This is a genomic window from Streptomyces sp. NPDC005899 (assembly GCF_040629645.1).
In the GTDB taxonomy this organism is placed as follows: Bacteria; Actinomycetota; Actinomycetes; order Streptomycetales; family Streptomycetaceae; genus Streptomyces.
Genome location: NZ_JBEXWB010000036.1, coordinates 17378 through 33857 on the forward strand (window position 1 = coordinate 17378; position 16480 = coordinate 33857).

The following is a 16480-nucleotide window of genomic DNA, read 5'->3' on the forward strand; positions in this document are numbered from 1 at the left end:
GTGGCCGGTCGCGTTCCCGGCCGCAGCGGTCACCGCTCGGGCGTCGGTCCGCGCTTCCGCCCCCGGAGCCGGACGGGCGAAGAGGGAGCCGCGACCGCCACCGTGGTCGCCATAGGCCACACCGTCCTGGTGCGGCCTTCCCGCCGCGTGGGCGCGTGGTAGGTGCGGACGAGGGGCGGGCCCGGCCGGTGCCGACCGAGGGCGGCGGCATGAGTCGCTTGTCGAGTGCGGGTCGGCCGAACACTTCGTCGATGCGCTTCGACGGCGGCGAGATGAAGCGCCGCCACGGGGCTGACCGGCGGCGTACGGGGGCGGGCAACTCGCGGAGCGAATCCTTAATGTATGACCTGACCGGCGATGTCGCCGCAGCGCGACGACGTTGACACCGCCGGTCGGCGAGGGGCGGGCGTCCCGGACCCTGGAAACTTCCCTTCGGTCGTACCCCTTGTTTCGATGGGAGCTTTTCGTTAATTTCCCATCGCAGTGAAGCGCTTCGACACCGGAGCGCTCCGCGCCACTGCGCTCCGCATGCGAAGGGCTACCCCATCAGTCAAGAGTTGAGGCGCAGGAGGATCGTCGGCGTAGCCGCGTCGGTCGCGGAATCTGCTGCGGCGGCCCCTGTGTCCGCCCGCGGAGGCGGTGGCGGGCAGCGCACCGGCGCCGGCACCCGGTCGGGCCCGAAGGCCACCCTGTCGGGGCGTACCGGACAGGGGAGGCGCGGACGCGGCGGTGCACCCCGCCGTGTCCGCGCTCCCGGTGCCGGGCGACTCGTGCCACGGAGCCGTGGGCAAGACCCTCGCCGCCCAACTCACGATGAAGCCGGTGGACGGGAACAACCACGCCACCCCCGTACCGGCCATGACGGCGGCGAGCGCCTGCCCGACCGGATCCAGCTGCCCTCGCGGTGGAACTACAGCCCGTACGTGGGCCGATGTGCCGGACCGCGACTCGCCGACCCGACGCCTCACCTGTCCGGCGGCAAGGTCAGGGAGTCCCCGAACCTCGCCGCTCTCCCACGGTGCCCGGCAGACCGGTGCCCGGAGCGACGAGTTCGTCGGTCACCGCTCACTCCATCACCCCTCACCCGTCGCCGACGAAAGGCCCATGGTGTCCGTCCAACCCGTCCTCCCCGGTTTCCACCCCGATCCCAGCGTCTGCCGCGTGGGAGACGACTACTACCTCGCCTGCTCCAGCTTCGAGTACTTCCCCGGCATCCCGCTCTTCCACAGTCGCGACCTGCTGCACTGGAAGCAGATCGGCAACGTCCTGGACCGGCCGGAGCAACTGCGCCTGCCGGCCGCCATGCCCTCCTCCGGGGGGATCTACGCTCCCACGCTCCGCCACCACGACGGACGCTTCTGGCTGATCGTCACCAACTGCGCCGAGGGCGCCGGCAATCTCCTGGTCACCACCACCGACCCGGCCGGCCCCTGGTCGGACCCCGTGTGGCTGCCGGGCGTCCCGGGCATCGACCCGGACCTCGCCTGGGACGCGGACGGCACCTGCTGGTGCACGTTCGCCGGGGTCGGGCAGGTCGCGATCGACCCCCTGACCGGGCGCACGCTGGGTGAGCAGCGCAGGTTGTGGTCCGGGGCGCCGGGCGCCAAGGCCCCCGAAGCGCCGCACCTCTACCACATCGGTGACCACTGGTACCTGCTCATCGCCGAGGGCGGCACCGAGCGCGGGCACGGCGTCTCCGTCGCGCGCGGCCCCGGTCCGAACGGTCCCTTCGAGCCCTGCCCGGACAACCCGCTCCTCACCCATCGCGGCACGGACCACAGCGTGCAGAACACCGGGCACGGGGATCTCGTGCAGGCCGCGGACGGCTCATGGTGGATGGTCTTCCTCGGCGTCCGGCCGCACGGCGGTACCCCGGGCTGGCACGTGATGGGCCGTGAGACGTTCCTCGCACCGGTCACCTGGACCGACGACGGCTGGCCCGTGGTCGGCGAGATCGTCTCGCCCACCGGCACCGCCGCCGACGCACCGTTCCACGACGACTTCGACCTCGCGGAGTTGCACCCGTCGTGGATCTCCGTACGCGACCGGTCCTTCGACCACTGCACCACCGAGGACCGACCCGGCTTCCTGACCTTGCGTGCCCGAGGCACCTCCCTGGACGACCCGGACGCCGTCTTCATCGGCCACCGCCAGCAGCATCCGGCCTGCCGCGCCACCGCGTCCGTCGACGCCGCCCAGGGCGTAGGAGGCCTCTCCGTCCGCCTCGACGAGCAGCACCACTACGGCGTCGAGACGGACGGCACACAGGTGCGGGTGATCTCGCGGGTCGGCCCCGTGCGTGCCGTCGTGGCCACCGTGGCCGTCTCCCCGGGGCCGACGGTCCTCGGCGTGCGCATCACGCCACCGCCCCCGCCGCACGACTCCCGGACCGGCCCTGACGTCCTCTCCTTCGGCATCGAGGAGCGGGACGGGACGTTCACCGTCCTCGCGGCGCTCGACGGCCGCTACCTCTCGACGGAGGTGGCCGGCGGTTTCACCGGCCGGGTCATCGGCCTGTACGCGGCCCGGGGCACGATCCACGTCGACCGCTTCGGCTACGAGCCGCTGCCTGCCTGATCCGCCTCCTCCCGACGGTGTCCGCCTGGAAGCGGGTCCCGCGGGTAACCCACCCCCGCCGGCACCCCGGAACCGACGGGGGCACGGGGCATGGCCGAGTCGCATCGACTCCACATCGCTGCGGCGAGCCACTGCGGCAGCGTCGGGTGTCCGGGTCCGGAGTGGCACCCCCACCCCGGACCCGTACCGTGCACGTCTCTCCCCGCCGGTCACCGCCCGCCGCCCGCAGCGGCCGGCCCCGGCTGCCGGTAACGGTTGCCCGGGGCCCGTCATGACGCCGACCGGCCGTCCGGCGCGTCCGCGGCCGCGACAGCCGCCTGACCTATGCCTCAGAGGTGAGGCGCTGCGGTTCGGAGGCACAAATCCACCGCATGTTTCGGCGTTTCCGGCGAATGCTGCGAGAAGTATTGACGCCGGTCCGCCGTTCCCTATCATTCAAGTTGCTCGGTACGCCGAACCTTGTTCGAAATGTCGAACGCGCAGTGGTTCGGTCCACTCGCAAGTGGCGCGCTGACGAGTCAAGTCCACCCGTGATCCGGAGTCGTAGGGAGCCCGCCGAGGATGTGTATGTCATGTGCACGTCACTAGGCGCCCGGGTGGTCGCATGCGCACCGGCCCGGGCCGTGGCCGGGACCCGGTCGGCGGCCTTGCGAGGCCTGCGGCGGGCCGGTGCAGACGACGGCCGGCGTCCACGTGTGGGAGGCGCTTGCGCGGCGTGCCGCGGGCGGCGTACCCCACCGTCCTTCAGGGCGGTCCCGCAGGAACCGCGCGAGATCGGCCGTGATGCGCACGAACCGCATCGACAGTATCGACAGTCCGGCCGGCCCCTGACGGGGGCGTCCGGAACAGCTCACTCCAGCTTTGGGAAGGTCCCCATGCGCAGAGGAAGTCTCAGCCGCAGGCAAGTGTCCGTGATGCTCGCCGCCGCGGTCGCCGCCCTGGTCACGTTGGCGGCCATGCTCGTCGCCAACCCGGCCCAGGCGGCTACCGCAGGCGCCTTGCGCGGTGCCGGTTCGGGGCGGTGCCTGGACGTGCCGGGCGCCGTCCAGACGGACGGAACGGCCATGCAGATATACGACTGCTGGAACGGGACCAATCAGCAGTGGACGTTGACGGACACCAACCAGTTGACCGTATACGGCAACAAGTGCCTGGACGTTCCCGGCCATGCCACCACGGCCGGCACCCGGGTGCAGATCTGGACCTGCTCCGGTGGTGCGAACCAGCAGTGGCGGGTCAACGCCGACGGCACGATCACCGGTGTGGAGTCCGGGCTGTGCCTGAGCGTCGTGGGTTCCGGTACGGCGAACGGGACGGCGGTTGAGATCCGCGGGTGCGACGGTGCCGGTAGCCAGAAGTGGAGCGGCCTGACCGCCGGTGGCACGTGCTCTCTCCCGTCGACGTACCGGTGGACGTCCACGGGCGTGCTGGCGCAGCCGGCCCACGGATGGGTGGCGCTCAAGGACTTCACCAGCGTGATGTACAACGGCAAGCACCTGGTCTACGCGTCGAACGTGTCGGGATCGTCGTACGGCTCGATGGCGTTCGGTCCTTTCACGAACTGGTCCGACATGGCTTCGGCCGGCCAGAACGGGATGAGCCAGGCCGCGGTGGCGCCGACGCTGTTCTACTTCGCGCCCAAGAACATCTGGGTGCTCGCCTACCAGTGGGGCGCGACGGCCTTCGTCTACCGCACGTCGAGCGACCCCACCAACGCCAACGGCTGGTCCGCGCCGCAACCGCTGTTCTCCGGAAGCATCTCCGGCTCCGGCACCGGACCGATCGACCAGACCCTCATCGGCGACGGGCAGAACATGTACCTGTTCTTCGCCGGTGACAACGGCAAGATCTACCGGGCGAGCATGCCGATCGGGAACTTCCCCGGCAGCTTCGGTTCGTCATACACGACGATCATGAGCGACACGACGAACAACCTGTTCGAGGGCGTGCAGGTCTACAAGGTGCAGGGCCAGAACCAGTACCTCATGATCGTCGAGGCGATGGGTGCGAACGGACGCTACTTCCGTTCCTTCACGGCCTCCAGCCTGAACGGTACGTGGACCCCGCAGGCCGCCAGCGAGAGCAACCCCTTCGCGGGCAAGGCCAACAGCGGTGCCACGTGGACCAACGACATCAGCCACGGCGACCTGGTGCGTGGCAACCCCGACCAGACCATGACCATCGACCCGTGCAACATGCAGTTCCTCTACCAGGGCAAGGCACCGGGCGCGGGCGGTAGTTACGACCAGCTGCCTTGGCGGCCCGGCGTGCTCACCCTTCAGCGCTGACCGCCTGGTCCGAGGTGGCCGCGAGGCGGTACGGTCCGCCCGCACGTGGACGAACGGTTCACGGTGCGGTGGCCGCATCGGCCGATCGGCGTTCGTCCACCGGGGGACCCCCGGCCGCGTGTCGGCCGGGGGTTCCCCGGTGGCGTCCGGGAGGAGGGCCGTGACCACGTCTGCCGCCCGCGCCGCGCGTGTGGTCGGACGGTGGGCACTCCCGGCTACCCGGGCTGACGTCATGGCGCCGCTGCCGATGGCGGGACGCGGGGCCGGCGCCGATCCCCTCACCAGCGCAGGGGAAGGCCGGAGACGAACGAGGTGAGACGGTCGGAGATGATGCGGTCGTCGCGCGCCGAATAGTGCCAGTGGCAGCCGAGGAGATCGAGGTCCGTGGTGTCCAGGCCCCAGTAGCGGACGCTGTCGTCCCCGGCGTCCTCGCGCGCCCGGACCACCTGCTGGACGTGATCGGCGAACTGGCCGGTGCCGACGGCCACGATGGTCGTACGGCTCCCGTAGCGCGTCCGCAGCTTCTGGAGGAATTCGCCGTAGGCGCTGCGATAGGCGGTCGCCAGGCCTGCCGGTGTCCACGGCTCACCGGGGTTGACGGCGGTCGAGAAGTCGTTGGTGCCGAGGTTGACGACCACGAGCTGCGGGCGCCAGGTGCCCGGATTCCGCCACACGTCGCCGGATACGGCGAGCAGGGCACGGCCGTAGAACGTCCGGTAGGTGACGTCCGGCGAGCCCCCGTTGTAGTTGCGCACCATACCGAGGCCCGAGTAGCCGTTGATCTGGTAGTCGGCGTTCAGCCGCCGGGCGGTGAGCGCGCCGTAGCTCACGTCGGAGTTCGTGGTCCGCGCGACCTCGTCCGCGGTGCAGTCACGGGAGGGAGAGAGGTTGCCGTAGCCCACCGTGAGGGAGTCGCCGATGAACTCGATCTGCCGGTTGCGGGCGGCCGGTCTGCTCAGTACGGCACCGCCCGGCGCGGCCCGGAAACCTCCGAACGAACTGGTGCTCCACGGGGTGTCGTTGCGCTTGACGAGCCGGACCGTGTGCGTGCGGTCGGACAGTCCGTCGATCCAGTGTGTGGTGTCACCGGGCATGACCAGTGTGGTGACGGTCCTCCCGTCGACCTGCACGTCGTAGTCGGCGGCCGAGTCGTTCAGCACGACGCCGACGCCGGTGCCCCGGAAGCGGCCTTCGAAGTACACACCGGGCCAGCTGAACTGCACGGTGTCTCCCGCGTCCTTGACCCGCCCCGGGGTGTGCGCCCGCCCGAGCGCCCCTGTCGCGCGGCCCGGGTGCCCCGGACGGTCGGCCGGCGTGTGCCGCGCGTGCGTCTGCGTGGCGGCCGCCTGGGCGGCCCCGGTGGCGCCGAGTCCGCCCAGGAGCCCGGTCATCAGGGCCGCCACCGCGGTGACCGCCCCCGACCGCCTTCCGCGTCCGCGCCACGACGCGCTGAACGCCCTCCGCGTGCCGTGCTTCTGCATGCGTATCCCTTTCAGTCGGTGTGGTCGCCCGTGCGCCGTGGCGTGTGCCGCTTCGGTGCCGCGCGGCCCCGGCCGACGCCTTGCCGGATGTCGTGGCGGGTCGGAGCCGCCGCTGCACCGCTCGGTGCCCCGCGGTCCTGGCCCCCGGGGCCGGGCGCGTACGTCCTCGGCGCCGCCCTCACGGCACCGACGGCCGTCCCGTCCGGCAAGGTCGCGCCGCTCCGGGGCCGGCATCCGCTGATCGGAGTGGACACGGTCACATCCCGGACGTGGAAGGAGCAGGGAGGAAGACAGGGCCATCAACGAAGGTCGGTCACGCAGACATGGGATGTCAACCGGTGTGCAGGCATGGACGTTTGTGGCCACGCGTATCTTTGCCCCGATTGCTGCACCTTCTATGTGTGGAGCACACACCCAGACCTGCGATGTCTGACGGTCAGTCATGATCGATGGGACGCTGCGCGCTCCCGGGGACTCCCGGCGGCGCAGGGCGGGCCCGGTGACCCGGCTCAGGCGCGGTCGGTGGCCGGCTCCGGCTCGGCAGGGGCCTCGTCCGCGGCCGGCTCGGGCCGGGGCCTGCCCGGCAGCAGCAGACCCGCGGCGAAGACCACGACGGCCGCGGCGACCGGCCATCGGAAGGCGTTGCCGAAGGACTCCGCGGTCGGGGTCGCGTGGGATCCACCGCCCTGGAGGATGAGGGCCACGACCGCGATGCCCAGCGAGGCTCCGATCTGGTTGAGGATGAAGACCGCGCCGGTGGCGCCCGCGACCGCTTCGCCGGGCACCGTCCTGTAGACCGAGCCCATGGTGGGCGCGCCCACCAGGCCCATGCCGAAGCCGGCGGCGAACTGCGCCGCGGTGAGCGCGACCTGCGAGGTGCCGGAGTCGGAGCCGGCGAACACCAGGGCGCCCGCCCCGATCAGCAGGGCTCCGGCGGGCACCAGCCGACGGGCGCCGACCCTGTCCGCGAGGTTGCCCGCGATCGGCATGCCCGACAGGGTGCCGAGGCCCAGCGGTGCGAGCAGCAGCCCGGACGCGAGAACGCTGTGCGCGTGGACCTGCTGGTAGTAGAGCGGCAGCAGGAAGAGCAACGAGAAGAGACCGCCACCGAGCAGGAACATGGTGGTCACGCTCGCACTGAAGCCCTTGCTGCTGAACAGCCGCAGATCGAGCAGGGGGGTGACGGTGGGGCGCAGGGCGTGCACGGCGTACCCCGCGAACAGGAGGACGCCCACGACCAGTCCGGTGATCACCTCGGCGCTGCCGAAGCCGTCGCCGCCGGCCTGGGAGAGGGCGAAGACGATCGCGGCGAAACCGGGGGAGAGCAGGGCCACCCCCAGGGCGTCGAACGGGACGGGATCCCCGCTCGGCGGCGGATCGGCGGGCAGCACCCGGACCGCCAGCACGATCGCGGCGAGTGCGAAGGGGATGTTGACGAGGAACATCCACTCCCAGGCGAAGTTGTCCAGCAGCAGTCCGCCGATGACGGGGCCGACCACCGGACCGAGCGTGATGGGGACGGAGACCAGGCCCATGACGCGGCCGATTCTGGCGGGTCCGGCGGCCCCGGCCACGACGGTCATCATGATCGGGTCGACCATGCCGCCGCCGAAGCCCTGGACGACGCGGAAGGCGATCAGGCTCTCCGTGTTCCAGGCGAAGGCGCAGAGCATCGAGCCGATCAGGAAGACCGAGAGGCCCAGCAGCCACATGCGCTTGGCGCCGAAGCGGACCACGGCCCAGCCGGCCAGCGGAATCGCCAGGGCGACCGCCAGCAGGTAGCCGGTGGTGACCCACTCGACGGTGGTCAGCGTCGCATGGAACTCGCCGCCCAGCGTGCTGATCCCGACGTTGACGATCGTCGCGTCCAGGTAGGACATCATCCCGCCGAGCACCATGACGCCGACGAGCGTGAGAAGACCGGTATCGAGCCGGGCGGGCCCGCTTCCCGCGGCCTTTGTTACGGACACGGCAACTCCTTTTAACCGCTCAACCCAGTAAACTTTACTGGGTAGTTAAATTCGGTGGCTGGCACGGTAGCATGGCCGCATGAGCGTCGGCGAGAACGAACAGACGACCGGGGGGCCGGTGGGCCGAGGGCGGCTGGACAAGCGCCGGGCGATCGTGGAGGCCGCCCTGCGGGTCTTCGCGCAGGTCGGTTACGCGCAGGCGAGCCTGGACGTGATCGCCGCCGAGGCCGGGGTGTCCAAGCCGACGATCTACAACCACCTGGGGTCGAAGGAGAAGCTCTTCCGCCACGTCATGACGGAGACCGCCGCACGGGCCAACGCGAAGAGCCTCGACGTCCTCACCGCCTTCCCGACCGACCCGGACGAGCTGCGCCCCGGCCTCGAGGACGTCGCCGCCAAGCTCGTCGACTGCTACTGCGACGAGCAGTCCGAATCCGTGCGCCGGCTGCTGTACGCGGAGGCCGTACGCTTCCCGGACCTCTTCGACGCGGTGCGGGCCAGCGGACCCGACCAGTTCACCGAAGCGCTCGCGGGGCGGCTCGCCCGCCTGGCCAACGCGGGCCACCTACGGGTCGAGGACCCGGTCAGGGCGGCCAACCAGTTCATCGCTCTGGTGTACGAGGGGGTGCCCGGGATGAGCGCCCTGGGCACCCGGCCCCTCGACCCGGCGGACGTCGCGAAGATCGTCACGGCCGGCGTCGACACCTTCCTGCGTGCGTTCGGGACGGACGCGGCGGCGGCCCGGGCGGGAGCGGCGGAGCCGGCGGACGGCCCCGGTGAGGTCAGTGGCTGAGCCGCCCGTACGCACCGCGGAAGAGCAGCAGCGGGCTCCCGCCCTCCACCGCGACACGTGGTCGCCCGGCGGGTACTCGGCCTGCGGCACCGAGCGCTCCAGCCGGGCCGGTGCCCCCTCCAGGTCCGTAGGGCACGCGCACCTCACGCGGCGGGCGCGCACACTCCCGTGTTCCGGCTGAGTCGATGCCCGTCCGCGCGCCTGTCCGCTCACGAACGGCCCGCCCGGCCGGCGTGGAACGGGCGGGCGGCGCCCGGTTGCCCGGCCGGGCTTCGCGGCTGATCAGTTCATGCGGGTTCCGCGACGGTGGGTGAGCCGGGCTTCGTGGGGCGGCCGGCCGAGGGAGCACCAAGAAGTCGCCCAGCGATCCTGCTCGAATCGTGGACGCGTCGCATTGTCGGCCAGCCTCAGCGCCGCGATCTCGCACACGTCCCCTGAGGGCAAAAACTCTGAACGTGATTGCGAATAGCCGGAATGCCCGTGCGCGGTCGGGGGCGGGCGGGCCGTGATGCTGTTTTCGATCACTCATGTGGGTTTCATCCCCCGTGCGGGGGATCGCCGCGGTGTGGTCCGAGCGCTTTCGGGGCGGGGGTCTCTCACGCGTTCGCGGTGCCGGCGCCCGGACGGGGCCTGTGAGGGCGCTGAGGCACACCGTCAGGGTCCCCGGGCACCGGCTGGACATGTGCGACGGAATTCCCACATCCACCGGTAGCTCCGTGCGGCCGGACGAGGACCACTGCGTCCCATGCCCGTTCGCCCGGAGAATTGCTTGCAGGACGAAAGAGCAACGGCCTCGGACACGCGCCCCGAGTGACAGACGGATTTGCGCTCCACCGTTCGTGGGGAGGGCCTGGATGCGTAGTCATGCGCACCGGATGAAGCTCATGCAGCGCATTCGCCCGCCCGAATCGAGGCTTTCTTCCCACGGCAGTAAGCTGATTCGGGGTGGTCCCCACAGCGGCATCGCCCTGTCGGCGACCGGGCGCCGATCCGGCGGCCCCGGTGCATCCGCTCTTTTCTCTTCTCAGGAGGAACCATGGCCGATCCCGAGCAGAACGCAGACCAGCACGAAGGTCCGGCGGACGGTGGCGCGGCCGGTACGCCCGGGGTGCACGACGGCGGTGCGGACGGTGGCGCCGACGGGGGTGCCGACGAGTCCGGCAGCCGCCCTTGAGTACCACCCGGACAGAACTCCAGGACCTCGGCGTCCGCACCACGGGCGCAGGGGTCCTGGAGACGCGCCTGGTCCGCATGGGCCGGGAGGCGTTCGCCCGTGACGTCTGGGCGCGGACAGCCCTGCTCACACGGGGCGTCAGCGACTTCTCCGACCTGTTCTCCGCCGGTGCCGTGGACGAGTTGATCGCGCGCCGCGGGCTGCGTACGCCCTTCCTCCGTGTCGCGAAGAACGGCTCCGCCCTCCCCGAGCTGTCGTTCACCTCGCCCGCCGGCGTGGGCGCCACGATCTCCGACCAACTCGACGACACCGCCTTGTGGCGCGCGTTCGCGGACGGTGCCACCCTCGTCCTGCAGGCTCTGCAGCGCACCTGGGCGCCCGTCTCCGACCTCGCCACGGCGCTGAGCGCGGAGCTGGGGCACCCGGTGCAGGCCAACGCCTACGTCACCCCGCCGCAGAACCGCGGATTCGACGACCACTACGACGTCCACGACGTCTTCGTCCTCCAGATCCAAGGCACCAAGCGCTGGACCGTTCACGAACCGGTCCACCTGGACCCGCTGCGCGACCAGCCCTGGACCGACCACCGCTCGGCCGTCGCGGAGGCCGCGGCGAGCGAGGCCCACATCGACACCCTCCTGGAACCGGGTGACGTGCTCTACCTGCCACGGGGCTGGCTGCACGCGGCCCGGGCCCAGGGAGAGGTCTCGATCCACCTGACGCTCGGGGTCCATACCTGGACCCGCTACGCGTTGGCCGAACAACTGGTGCAGTCCGCCCTCGCGTCGCTGAAGGACGACCCTCGGATGCGCGCCGGTCTGCCGCTGGGCGCGGACGTTCCGGCCGGGGAGGTCGACATCGTCCGTGAACGCCTGGTCGCCGCCGTCGCGGAGGCCGATCCGGCGCCGATGCTCCACCGTGCGCGGCGAGGACAGGGCCGCCCGGCCCCGATGGGGCCTCTGGCCCAGCTCGCCGCCTTGGACGGTCTCTGCCAGGATTCGCCGGTGCGGCTGCGCGAGGCGCTGGAGGCCCGGCTGGACGGTGTGCGCCTGACGACGCGCGTGGGCCGGCTCGACTTCACGGACGCCGACCTGCCCTCCGTGGTCCGCCTGCTCGACGGTGAGGTCCGCACCGCCGGCGACGTCGGCACGGCACTCGCCGCGCGACTCCTGCGTGCGGGCGTGCTGGTGCCCGGCGAACGGTGACGTCCCCGCGATGACCGCGAAGGAGCCCCGGAGAAAACCCCCGACGGGTCGATTCCTCTGCGCCGACGAAGCCCGGGTGCGGAGAGACCCGATGGTGGGGACGGCGCCGCACGGCCGCGTCTGGGTACTCGTCGAGTACCGGGGTGGCTGGCCGCCCGACGGCTTCGACGGTCTGGATCTCGAACCCCGGACCAAGGCGCTCCTCTTCTCGGCCGCCCGCCAGGCACGGGCCCGGGTGCTGCTGGTCAGAAGGCACGGGCGCCGCACACCCGGCGGTCCCGGACGCTGGGCCGTACTGCGCTACGAGGACTCCGGCGCCTACCGGCAGCAATGGGGCACGTGGAGCCGGGACGAGGACCTGGCGCAGATCGTCGACGCCCTCGGAGCACCGGGCGAGCTCGGCCGGCCGCCCGTCGTCCTGGTCTGCGCCCACGGTCAGCACGACACCTGTTGCGCCGTGCGCGGGCGGCCCGTGGGGCGTGCGCTGAGTGAGCGGTGGCCGAGCCTGGTGTGGGAGTGCACGCACGTGGGGGGTGACAGGTTCGCCGCCAACGTCGTCGTCGTACCGGACGGTGTCTACTACGGCGGGCTCGACGCGTCGTCCTCCGTGGCAGCGGTCGAGGAACACCTGGCCGGCCGCGTCCACGCGGAGCACCTCCGCGGATACACGGATCTCTTCCCGCCCCAGCAGACCGCCGTCGCAGCCGTCCTCGCACGCTTCGGCCCCGCAGGCCGCCATGACTACGCGATCGCCGGGACCACCCGTGACGGTGACCACTGGCGCATCCGTGTCACCGGCCGGCCGCCGCGTGCGACGGACCTCGAGGTCGGTGTGCGGGCCTTCCGCGCGCCGCCGCACCAACTGACCTGCCGAGGGAGGGCGATGAGTTCCGCCGTCGTCCACGAGGTCGTCTCGGTACGCTCCGCGCGCACGGCGAACCCGCCGGAAGCGGGGGGCCCGCGGACGGATTGACCGGTCGGTGTGCCGACGGCTGCGACCGGCCCGGACGCAGCCGTCGGCACCTGGGGCCCGGGAAGGCGCGCCGTCTCAGGCCGGGTACGCGTGTGTCTGTGTCGCTTTGACGGCGGCCCAGACCGGTGCGCCCGGATGGAGGTCGAGTTCGGCGGCCGCCACGGCCGTCAGATCGGCGACGAGCGGGAGCCCACCGGTGAGGGCGGCGCGGATCCGGTCGCCGTGCGTCTCCAGCCCCGCGACCTCACAGTGCCAGAGGTTGCGGGCGCTGGTTCCGGTGGGCCGGTCGCTGTACAAGGTGACGGCGCCCGGGGGGAAGGCGACGAACGCGGACCCGGTCAGCTCCTCCGTGGTCGTGATCACCGGCCCCCCTTCCAGCCGCACGGTGTGCCCGTCGGCCTCCCCCCGGTAGAGGTTCAGGCCGACCAGTTGGGCGATGTAGTCGGTGCGCGGACGGCGGGCGATGTCCGAGGGCAGGCCCTCCTGGACGATCCTGCCGTGCTCGATGACGACGAGCCGGTCGGCCAGCACCATGGCGTCCAGCGGGTCGTGCGTGACCAGCACGGCCACCGCCTCGAAGTCGGCCAGGTGGCGGCGGAGCCGGCTGCGTACCTCCAGGCGCGTGCGGGCGTCGAGTGCGGCGAGCGGTTCGTCGAGGAGCAGCAGCCGGGGGTGTGTCGCCAACGCGCGGGCGAGGGCGACACGTTGGGCCTGCCCACCCGAGAGGCGGCGCGGCCTGGCGCCAGCGTGTTCCGCGAGGCCCATCCGGTCGAGCCACCGGGCGGCCTGCGTGCGCGCCTCGGTTTTGGAGGCGCCCTGGCAGCGGGGGCCGAAGGCGACGTTGTCCAGGGCGCTCAGGTGGGGGAAGAGCAGGTAGTCCTGGAAGACGACACCGACCGGGCGTGCTTCGGGCGGCGTACCGTCCAACGTGGCACCGTCGAGGCGCAGGTGGCCCCCGGTCAGCGGGGTGAGCCCGGCGAGAGCCCGCAGGGCCGTGGTCTTGCCCGCCCCGTTGGGCCCGAGCAGGGCGACGACCTCACCCGGAGCGACGGTCAACGCCACATCCAGGCGGAAGTCGCCGCGGTCCACGACGAGGTGGGCGTCCACGCCGGCCCCCGGGGCGGAACCGGTGCCGGCTTCCCGGGCACTGTGGGTCATCAGTCGGCCATCCAGTGATCGGACGGTCCGGCGGGGACCGTGCTGGGCGGGACGGAGGGGGTCACGAGACCGTCATCCACCGGTCCCGCAGGCCCGCGAGGACCGCGATGGACACGGCGAGCAGCACGAGACTCAGCGCCACGGCGGCGGCCGGGTCGTTCTGCAGGGCGAGGTAGACGGCCAGCGGCATGGTCTGGGTACGGCCCGGGAAGTTGCCCGCGAAGGTGATCGTCGCGCCGAACTCACCCAGTGCGCGGGCCCACGCCAGGACGGCGCCCGCGGCGATGCCGGGCATGATCAGGGGCAGGGTGACCCGGCGGAACGCGGTGAAGCGGGAGGCCCCCAGGGTCATCGCCGCCTCCTCGAAACGCGGATCGGCGGCGCGCAACGTGCCCTCCACGCTGATGACGAGGAACGGCATGGCGACGAACGCCTCCGCGATCACGACCCCCGCCGTGCTGAACGGCAGCGTCACTCCGAACCAGGCGTCCAGCCACTGCCCGACGACGCCGTTCCGGCCCAGCGAGAGCAGCAGCGCCACACCGCCCACCACCGGCGGCAGGACCAGCGGAAGGGTCACCAAGGCCCGTACCAGACCTCGTCCGGGAAAGTCGGCGCGTGCCAGCAGCCAGGCCAGAGGCACGCCGAGAACGAGGCTGACAGCCGTCGCCGCGGTCGCGCAGACCAGGGACAGCCGGAGGGCATCCCACACCTCCGTGCTGGTCAGCTGTTCCGGGAGGCTGCTCCAGGGGGCCCGTACGAGGAGGGCGGCCAGCGGCAGCAGCAGGAACACGAGGCCGACGACCGCGGGCAGCAGAAGTGGCAGAGGCACCCCGCTCCGCCCACCCGACCGGACCCGTCGCCGCCGGGGGCCGCCGGGGGCGACGTCACCCGCGGCGGCCCGGGCGACCGCACCGGCCTTGCCCGACCCGCTCACGGCTCGAGGAACCCGTCGCCGGTCAGGACCTTCTGCCCCGCGGCGGACCGTACGAGAGCGATGAAGCCCTGGGCGGCCTCGGCGTTCGGCGCGTCCTTCAGGAGGGCGATCGGGTAGTCGTTGACGGCGTCGGCCGACTCGGGGAATTCCACGCCCTCCACCTTGTCACCGGCGGTCCTCACGTCGGTCCTGTAGACGAGGGACGCGTCGGCCTCCTTCAGCTCCACCTTCGTCAGGGCGCTCTTCACGTCCTGTTCGTAGGACACGGGGGTGAGTTCCAGTTCCGCGGCGTCGAGGGCCTTCCGTGCCGCGGCGCCGCAGGGTACCGACGTGTCGCAGAGCACGACCTTGAGGCCGGACTCCGTCAGGTCCCTGAGGGAGGCGATGCCGTCGGGGTTGCCGGGCAGGGTGGCGATCTCCAACTGGTTGCGTACGAAGGTGACGGGCGTGCCCGACACGCTCCCCGCGTCCCGGACGACGGCCATCGTCCCGGGGCTGGCGGCGGCGAAGACGTCGGCCGGGGCCCCACCGGCGATGCCGGCGGCCAGGGTGTCACTGCCACCGAAGCTGAAGGTGACCCTCGTGCCCGGGTGGGCGCTCTCGAAGTCCTCGCCGAGTGTCGTGAAGCTCTCCTTGAGCGAAGCTGCCGCGAAGACGGTCACCGTGCCGGAGAGCTTCCCCGACGTGTGGCCGGCTGCCGATGAGCCCGACGCGGAGGAAGGGCCCCCGGAGGAGCAGGCGCTCAGCGCCAGGAGCGCGGTTGCGGCTGCGCCGGCAGTCCGGAGAATCCGGTCGGCGGTACGGGTTGTCACGGGTCCACTCCCTCCGACGCCTCAGGAGAGCCGTCCACGAGTCTCTGCGGCAGGTCTGGCAGGTGGGGCAGGTGGGGCAGCCACGTCCGCCGGGAGGCCGCGGGGTGCCGCACCACCAGGGCGAGCGCCGCCCCGACCGGGTAAGGACGGGCACGTGCCGATCATACTGGCGCAGATGCCAAGTGGAAGTCACTTGTGGTATCGCATGAGCCGGGTCCGACGCGGATCAGGTGTGCATGTACGTTCACACGGATCTGCTGACGGCGGCGCGGACTGCCGGACGGCGGAGGGCCCGGGCCGCCTCACCGGGTGCGCTCACCCGCGAGGACCGGCCCGGATGCCGGACAGGCCGTCCTTCCGCTCACTGTGATCCGCGCGGCCGTCCGCGGCACGGCCGTCGTGTGCGCGGGGGAGGGCGATGGCAGGCGGCAGCCGCCGAGGCCCTGTCAGGCGGACGGCGTCCGGGTTTCACGCGCGGTGGACATGGCGGTTCAGGCGCGATCGATGTGGACGTTGGTCGACTTCACGCGGGCGGTGGCCTCCATGCCGACCTCCAGCGACAGCTCCTCCACGGCCTCGCGGGTCAGCAGTGACACCAGCCGGTGAGGCCCCGCCTGGATCTCCACCTGGGCAGCGACATCGCCGAGTTTCACGGCGGTGACGATGCCCGGGAACGCGTTGCGCGCGGAGGTGTAGGCGGCCTCGCCCGCTTCCGCGGTCCCGGCGATCTCGACCGAGAAGGCGGCCAGGTCCCTGCCGTCGACGAGCCGGCGTCCGCTCTCGTCGCGACGGGTGGCGACTCTCCCCGCGTCCGCCCACCGGCGTGCCGTGTCGGGGCTCACACCCAGAAGTCGTGCCGCCTGGCCGATCGTGTAGAGCTGCATGCGTGTCAACTTAGGTCCGGAACATCGCAGGTACAAGCAGTGCTCCCGTCGACGGGGTCGCACATGCCGGGCTCGGGTACGACTCGGCCGTCCCGCCCCGGGGTTCCGGGAGACACTCCTCGGCACCCGGTCCGACGCCCTCGTCGGTCGGCATGGTCGCCTGTCCACGGCACGGAGCGTGCAGGGGGAGCGGATGCGGACACGCAGCGACGGCCCGGCTCGACGCCC

Annotated in this window: 12 protein-coding genes; 6 read left to right on the plus strand and 6 right to left on the minus strand. The window is 71.9% G+C overall.

Annotated elements, in window-relative coordinates:
- Positions 1 to 1104: 1104 nt before the first annotated feature.
- Together ABZ371_RS07520 and ABZ371_RS07525 are read left to right on the plus strand one after the other, a co-directional pair.
- Positions 1105 to 2577, plus strand: coding sequence for a glycoside hydrolase family 43 protein (locus tag ABZ371_RS07520; RefSeq protein ID WP_358674880.1), 1473 nt, complete (start codon positions 1105 to 1107; stop codon positions 2575 to 2577).
- Between the two features lie 875 nt (positions 2578 to 3452).
- Positions 3453 to 4865, plus strand: coding sequence for a non-reducing end alpha-L-arabinofuranosidase family hydrolase (locus ABZ371_RS07525; RefSeq protein WP_358674883.1), 1413 nt, complete (start codon positions 3453 to 3455; stop codon positions 4863 to 4865).
- 278 nt (positions 4866 to 5143) lie between these two features.
- Here ABZ371_RS07525 and ABZ371_RS07530 read toward each other — a convergent pair whose 3' ends face one another.
- Together ABZ371_RS07530 and ABZ371_RS07535 are read right to left on the minus strand one after the other, a co-directional pair.
- Positions 5144 to 6346: an SGNH/GDSL hydrolase family protein gene (locus ABZ371_RS07530; RefSeq protein ID WP_358674886.1), complete on the minus strand. Its 1203-nt coding sequence runs from the start codon at positions 6344 to 6346 to the stop codon at positions 5144 to 5146.
- A 509-nt stretch (positions 6347 to 6855) separates the two neighbouring features.
- Positions 6856 to 8316 (minus strand): DHA2 family efflux MFS transporter permease subunit, encoded by a 1461-nt coding sequence (locus ABZ371_RS07535; protein WP_358674889.1) that lies wholly within the window; start codon positions 8314 to 8316, stop codon positions 6856 to 6858.
- A gap of 79 nt (positions 8317 to 8395) precedes the next feature.
- Between ABZ371_RS07535 and ABZ371_RS07540 the strand changes: the two genes are divergently transcribed.
- From ABZ371_RS07540 to ABZ371_RS07555, 4 genes are all read left to right on the plus strand, one after another.
- Entirely contained in the window at positions 8396 to 9109 is a 714-nt protein-coding gene (locus ABZ371_RS07540) for a TetR/AcrR family transcriptional regulator (RefSeq protein ID WP_358674892.1), read from the plus strand.
- A gap of 1036 nt (positions 9110 to 10145) precedes the next feature.
- Positions 10146 to 10283 (plus strand): hypothetical protein, encoded by a 138-nt coding sequence (locus ABZ371_RS07545; protein WP_358674895.1) that lies wholly within the window; start codon positions 10146 to 10148, stop codon positions 10281 to 10283.
- Positions 10280 to 11488 carry a cupin domain-containing protein gene (locus ABZ371_RS07550; protein WP_358674898.1) on the plus strand — a complete coding sequence of 403 codons (1209 nt, stop codon included), beginning with the start codon at positions 10280 to 10282 and terminating at the stop codon, positions 11486 to 11488. The genes ABZ371_RS07545 and ABZ371_RS07550 overlap by 4 nt, the downstream gene beginning before the upstream one ends.
- A 91-nt stretch (positions 11489 to 11579) precedes the next feature.
- Entirely contained in the window at positions 11580 to 12461 is an 882-nt protein-coding gene (locus ABZ371_RS07555; protein ID WP_358674900.1) for a sucrase ferredoxin, read from the plus strand.
- A gap of 75 nt (positions 12462 to 12536) precedes the next feature.
- Here the strand turns inward: ABZ371_RS07555 and ABZ371_RS07560 are convergent, their stop codons facing one another.
- From ABZ371_RS07560 to ABZ371_RS07575, 4 genes are all read right to left on the minus strand, one after another.
- A complete protein-coding gene (locus ABZ371_RS07560; RefSeq protein WP_358674903.1) occupies positions 12537 to 13619 on the minus strand; it encodes an ABC transporter ATP-binding protein in 1083 nt (360 codons plus the stop codon).
- 61 nt (positions 13620 to 13680) lie between these two features.
- Entirely contained in the window at positions 13681 to 14451 is a 771-nt protein-coding gene (locus tag ABZ371_RS07565) for an ABC transporter permease (RefSeq protein ID WP_358674906.1), read from the minus strand.
- A gap of 101 nt (positions 14452 to 14552) precedes the next feature.
- On the minus strand, positions 14553 to 15368 hold the full coding sequence (modA, locus tag ABZ371_RS07570; RefSeq protein ID WP_358674909.1) for a molybdate ABC transporter substrate-binding protein: 816 nt from the start codon (positions 15366 to 15368) through the stop codon (positions 14553 to 14555).
- Positions 15369 to 15859: 491 nt separating this feature from the next.
- Complete coding sequence (locus tag ABZ371_RS07575) at positions 15860 to 16252, minus strand: helix-turn-helix transcriptional regulator (protein ID WP_358674912.1); 393 nt, start codon at positions 16250 to 16252, stop codon at positions 15860 to 15862.
- Positions 16253 to 16480 lie beyond the last annotated feature (228 nt).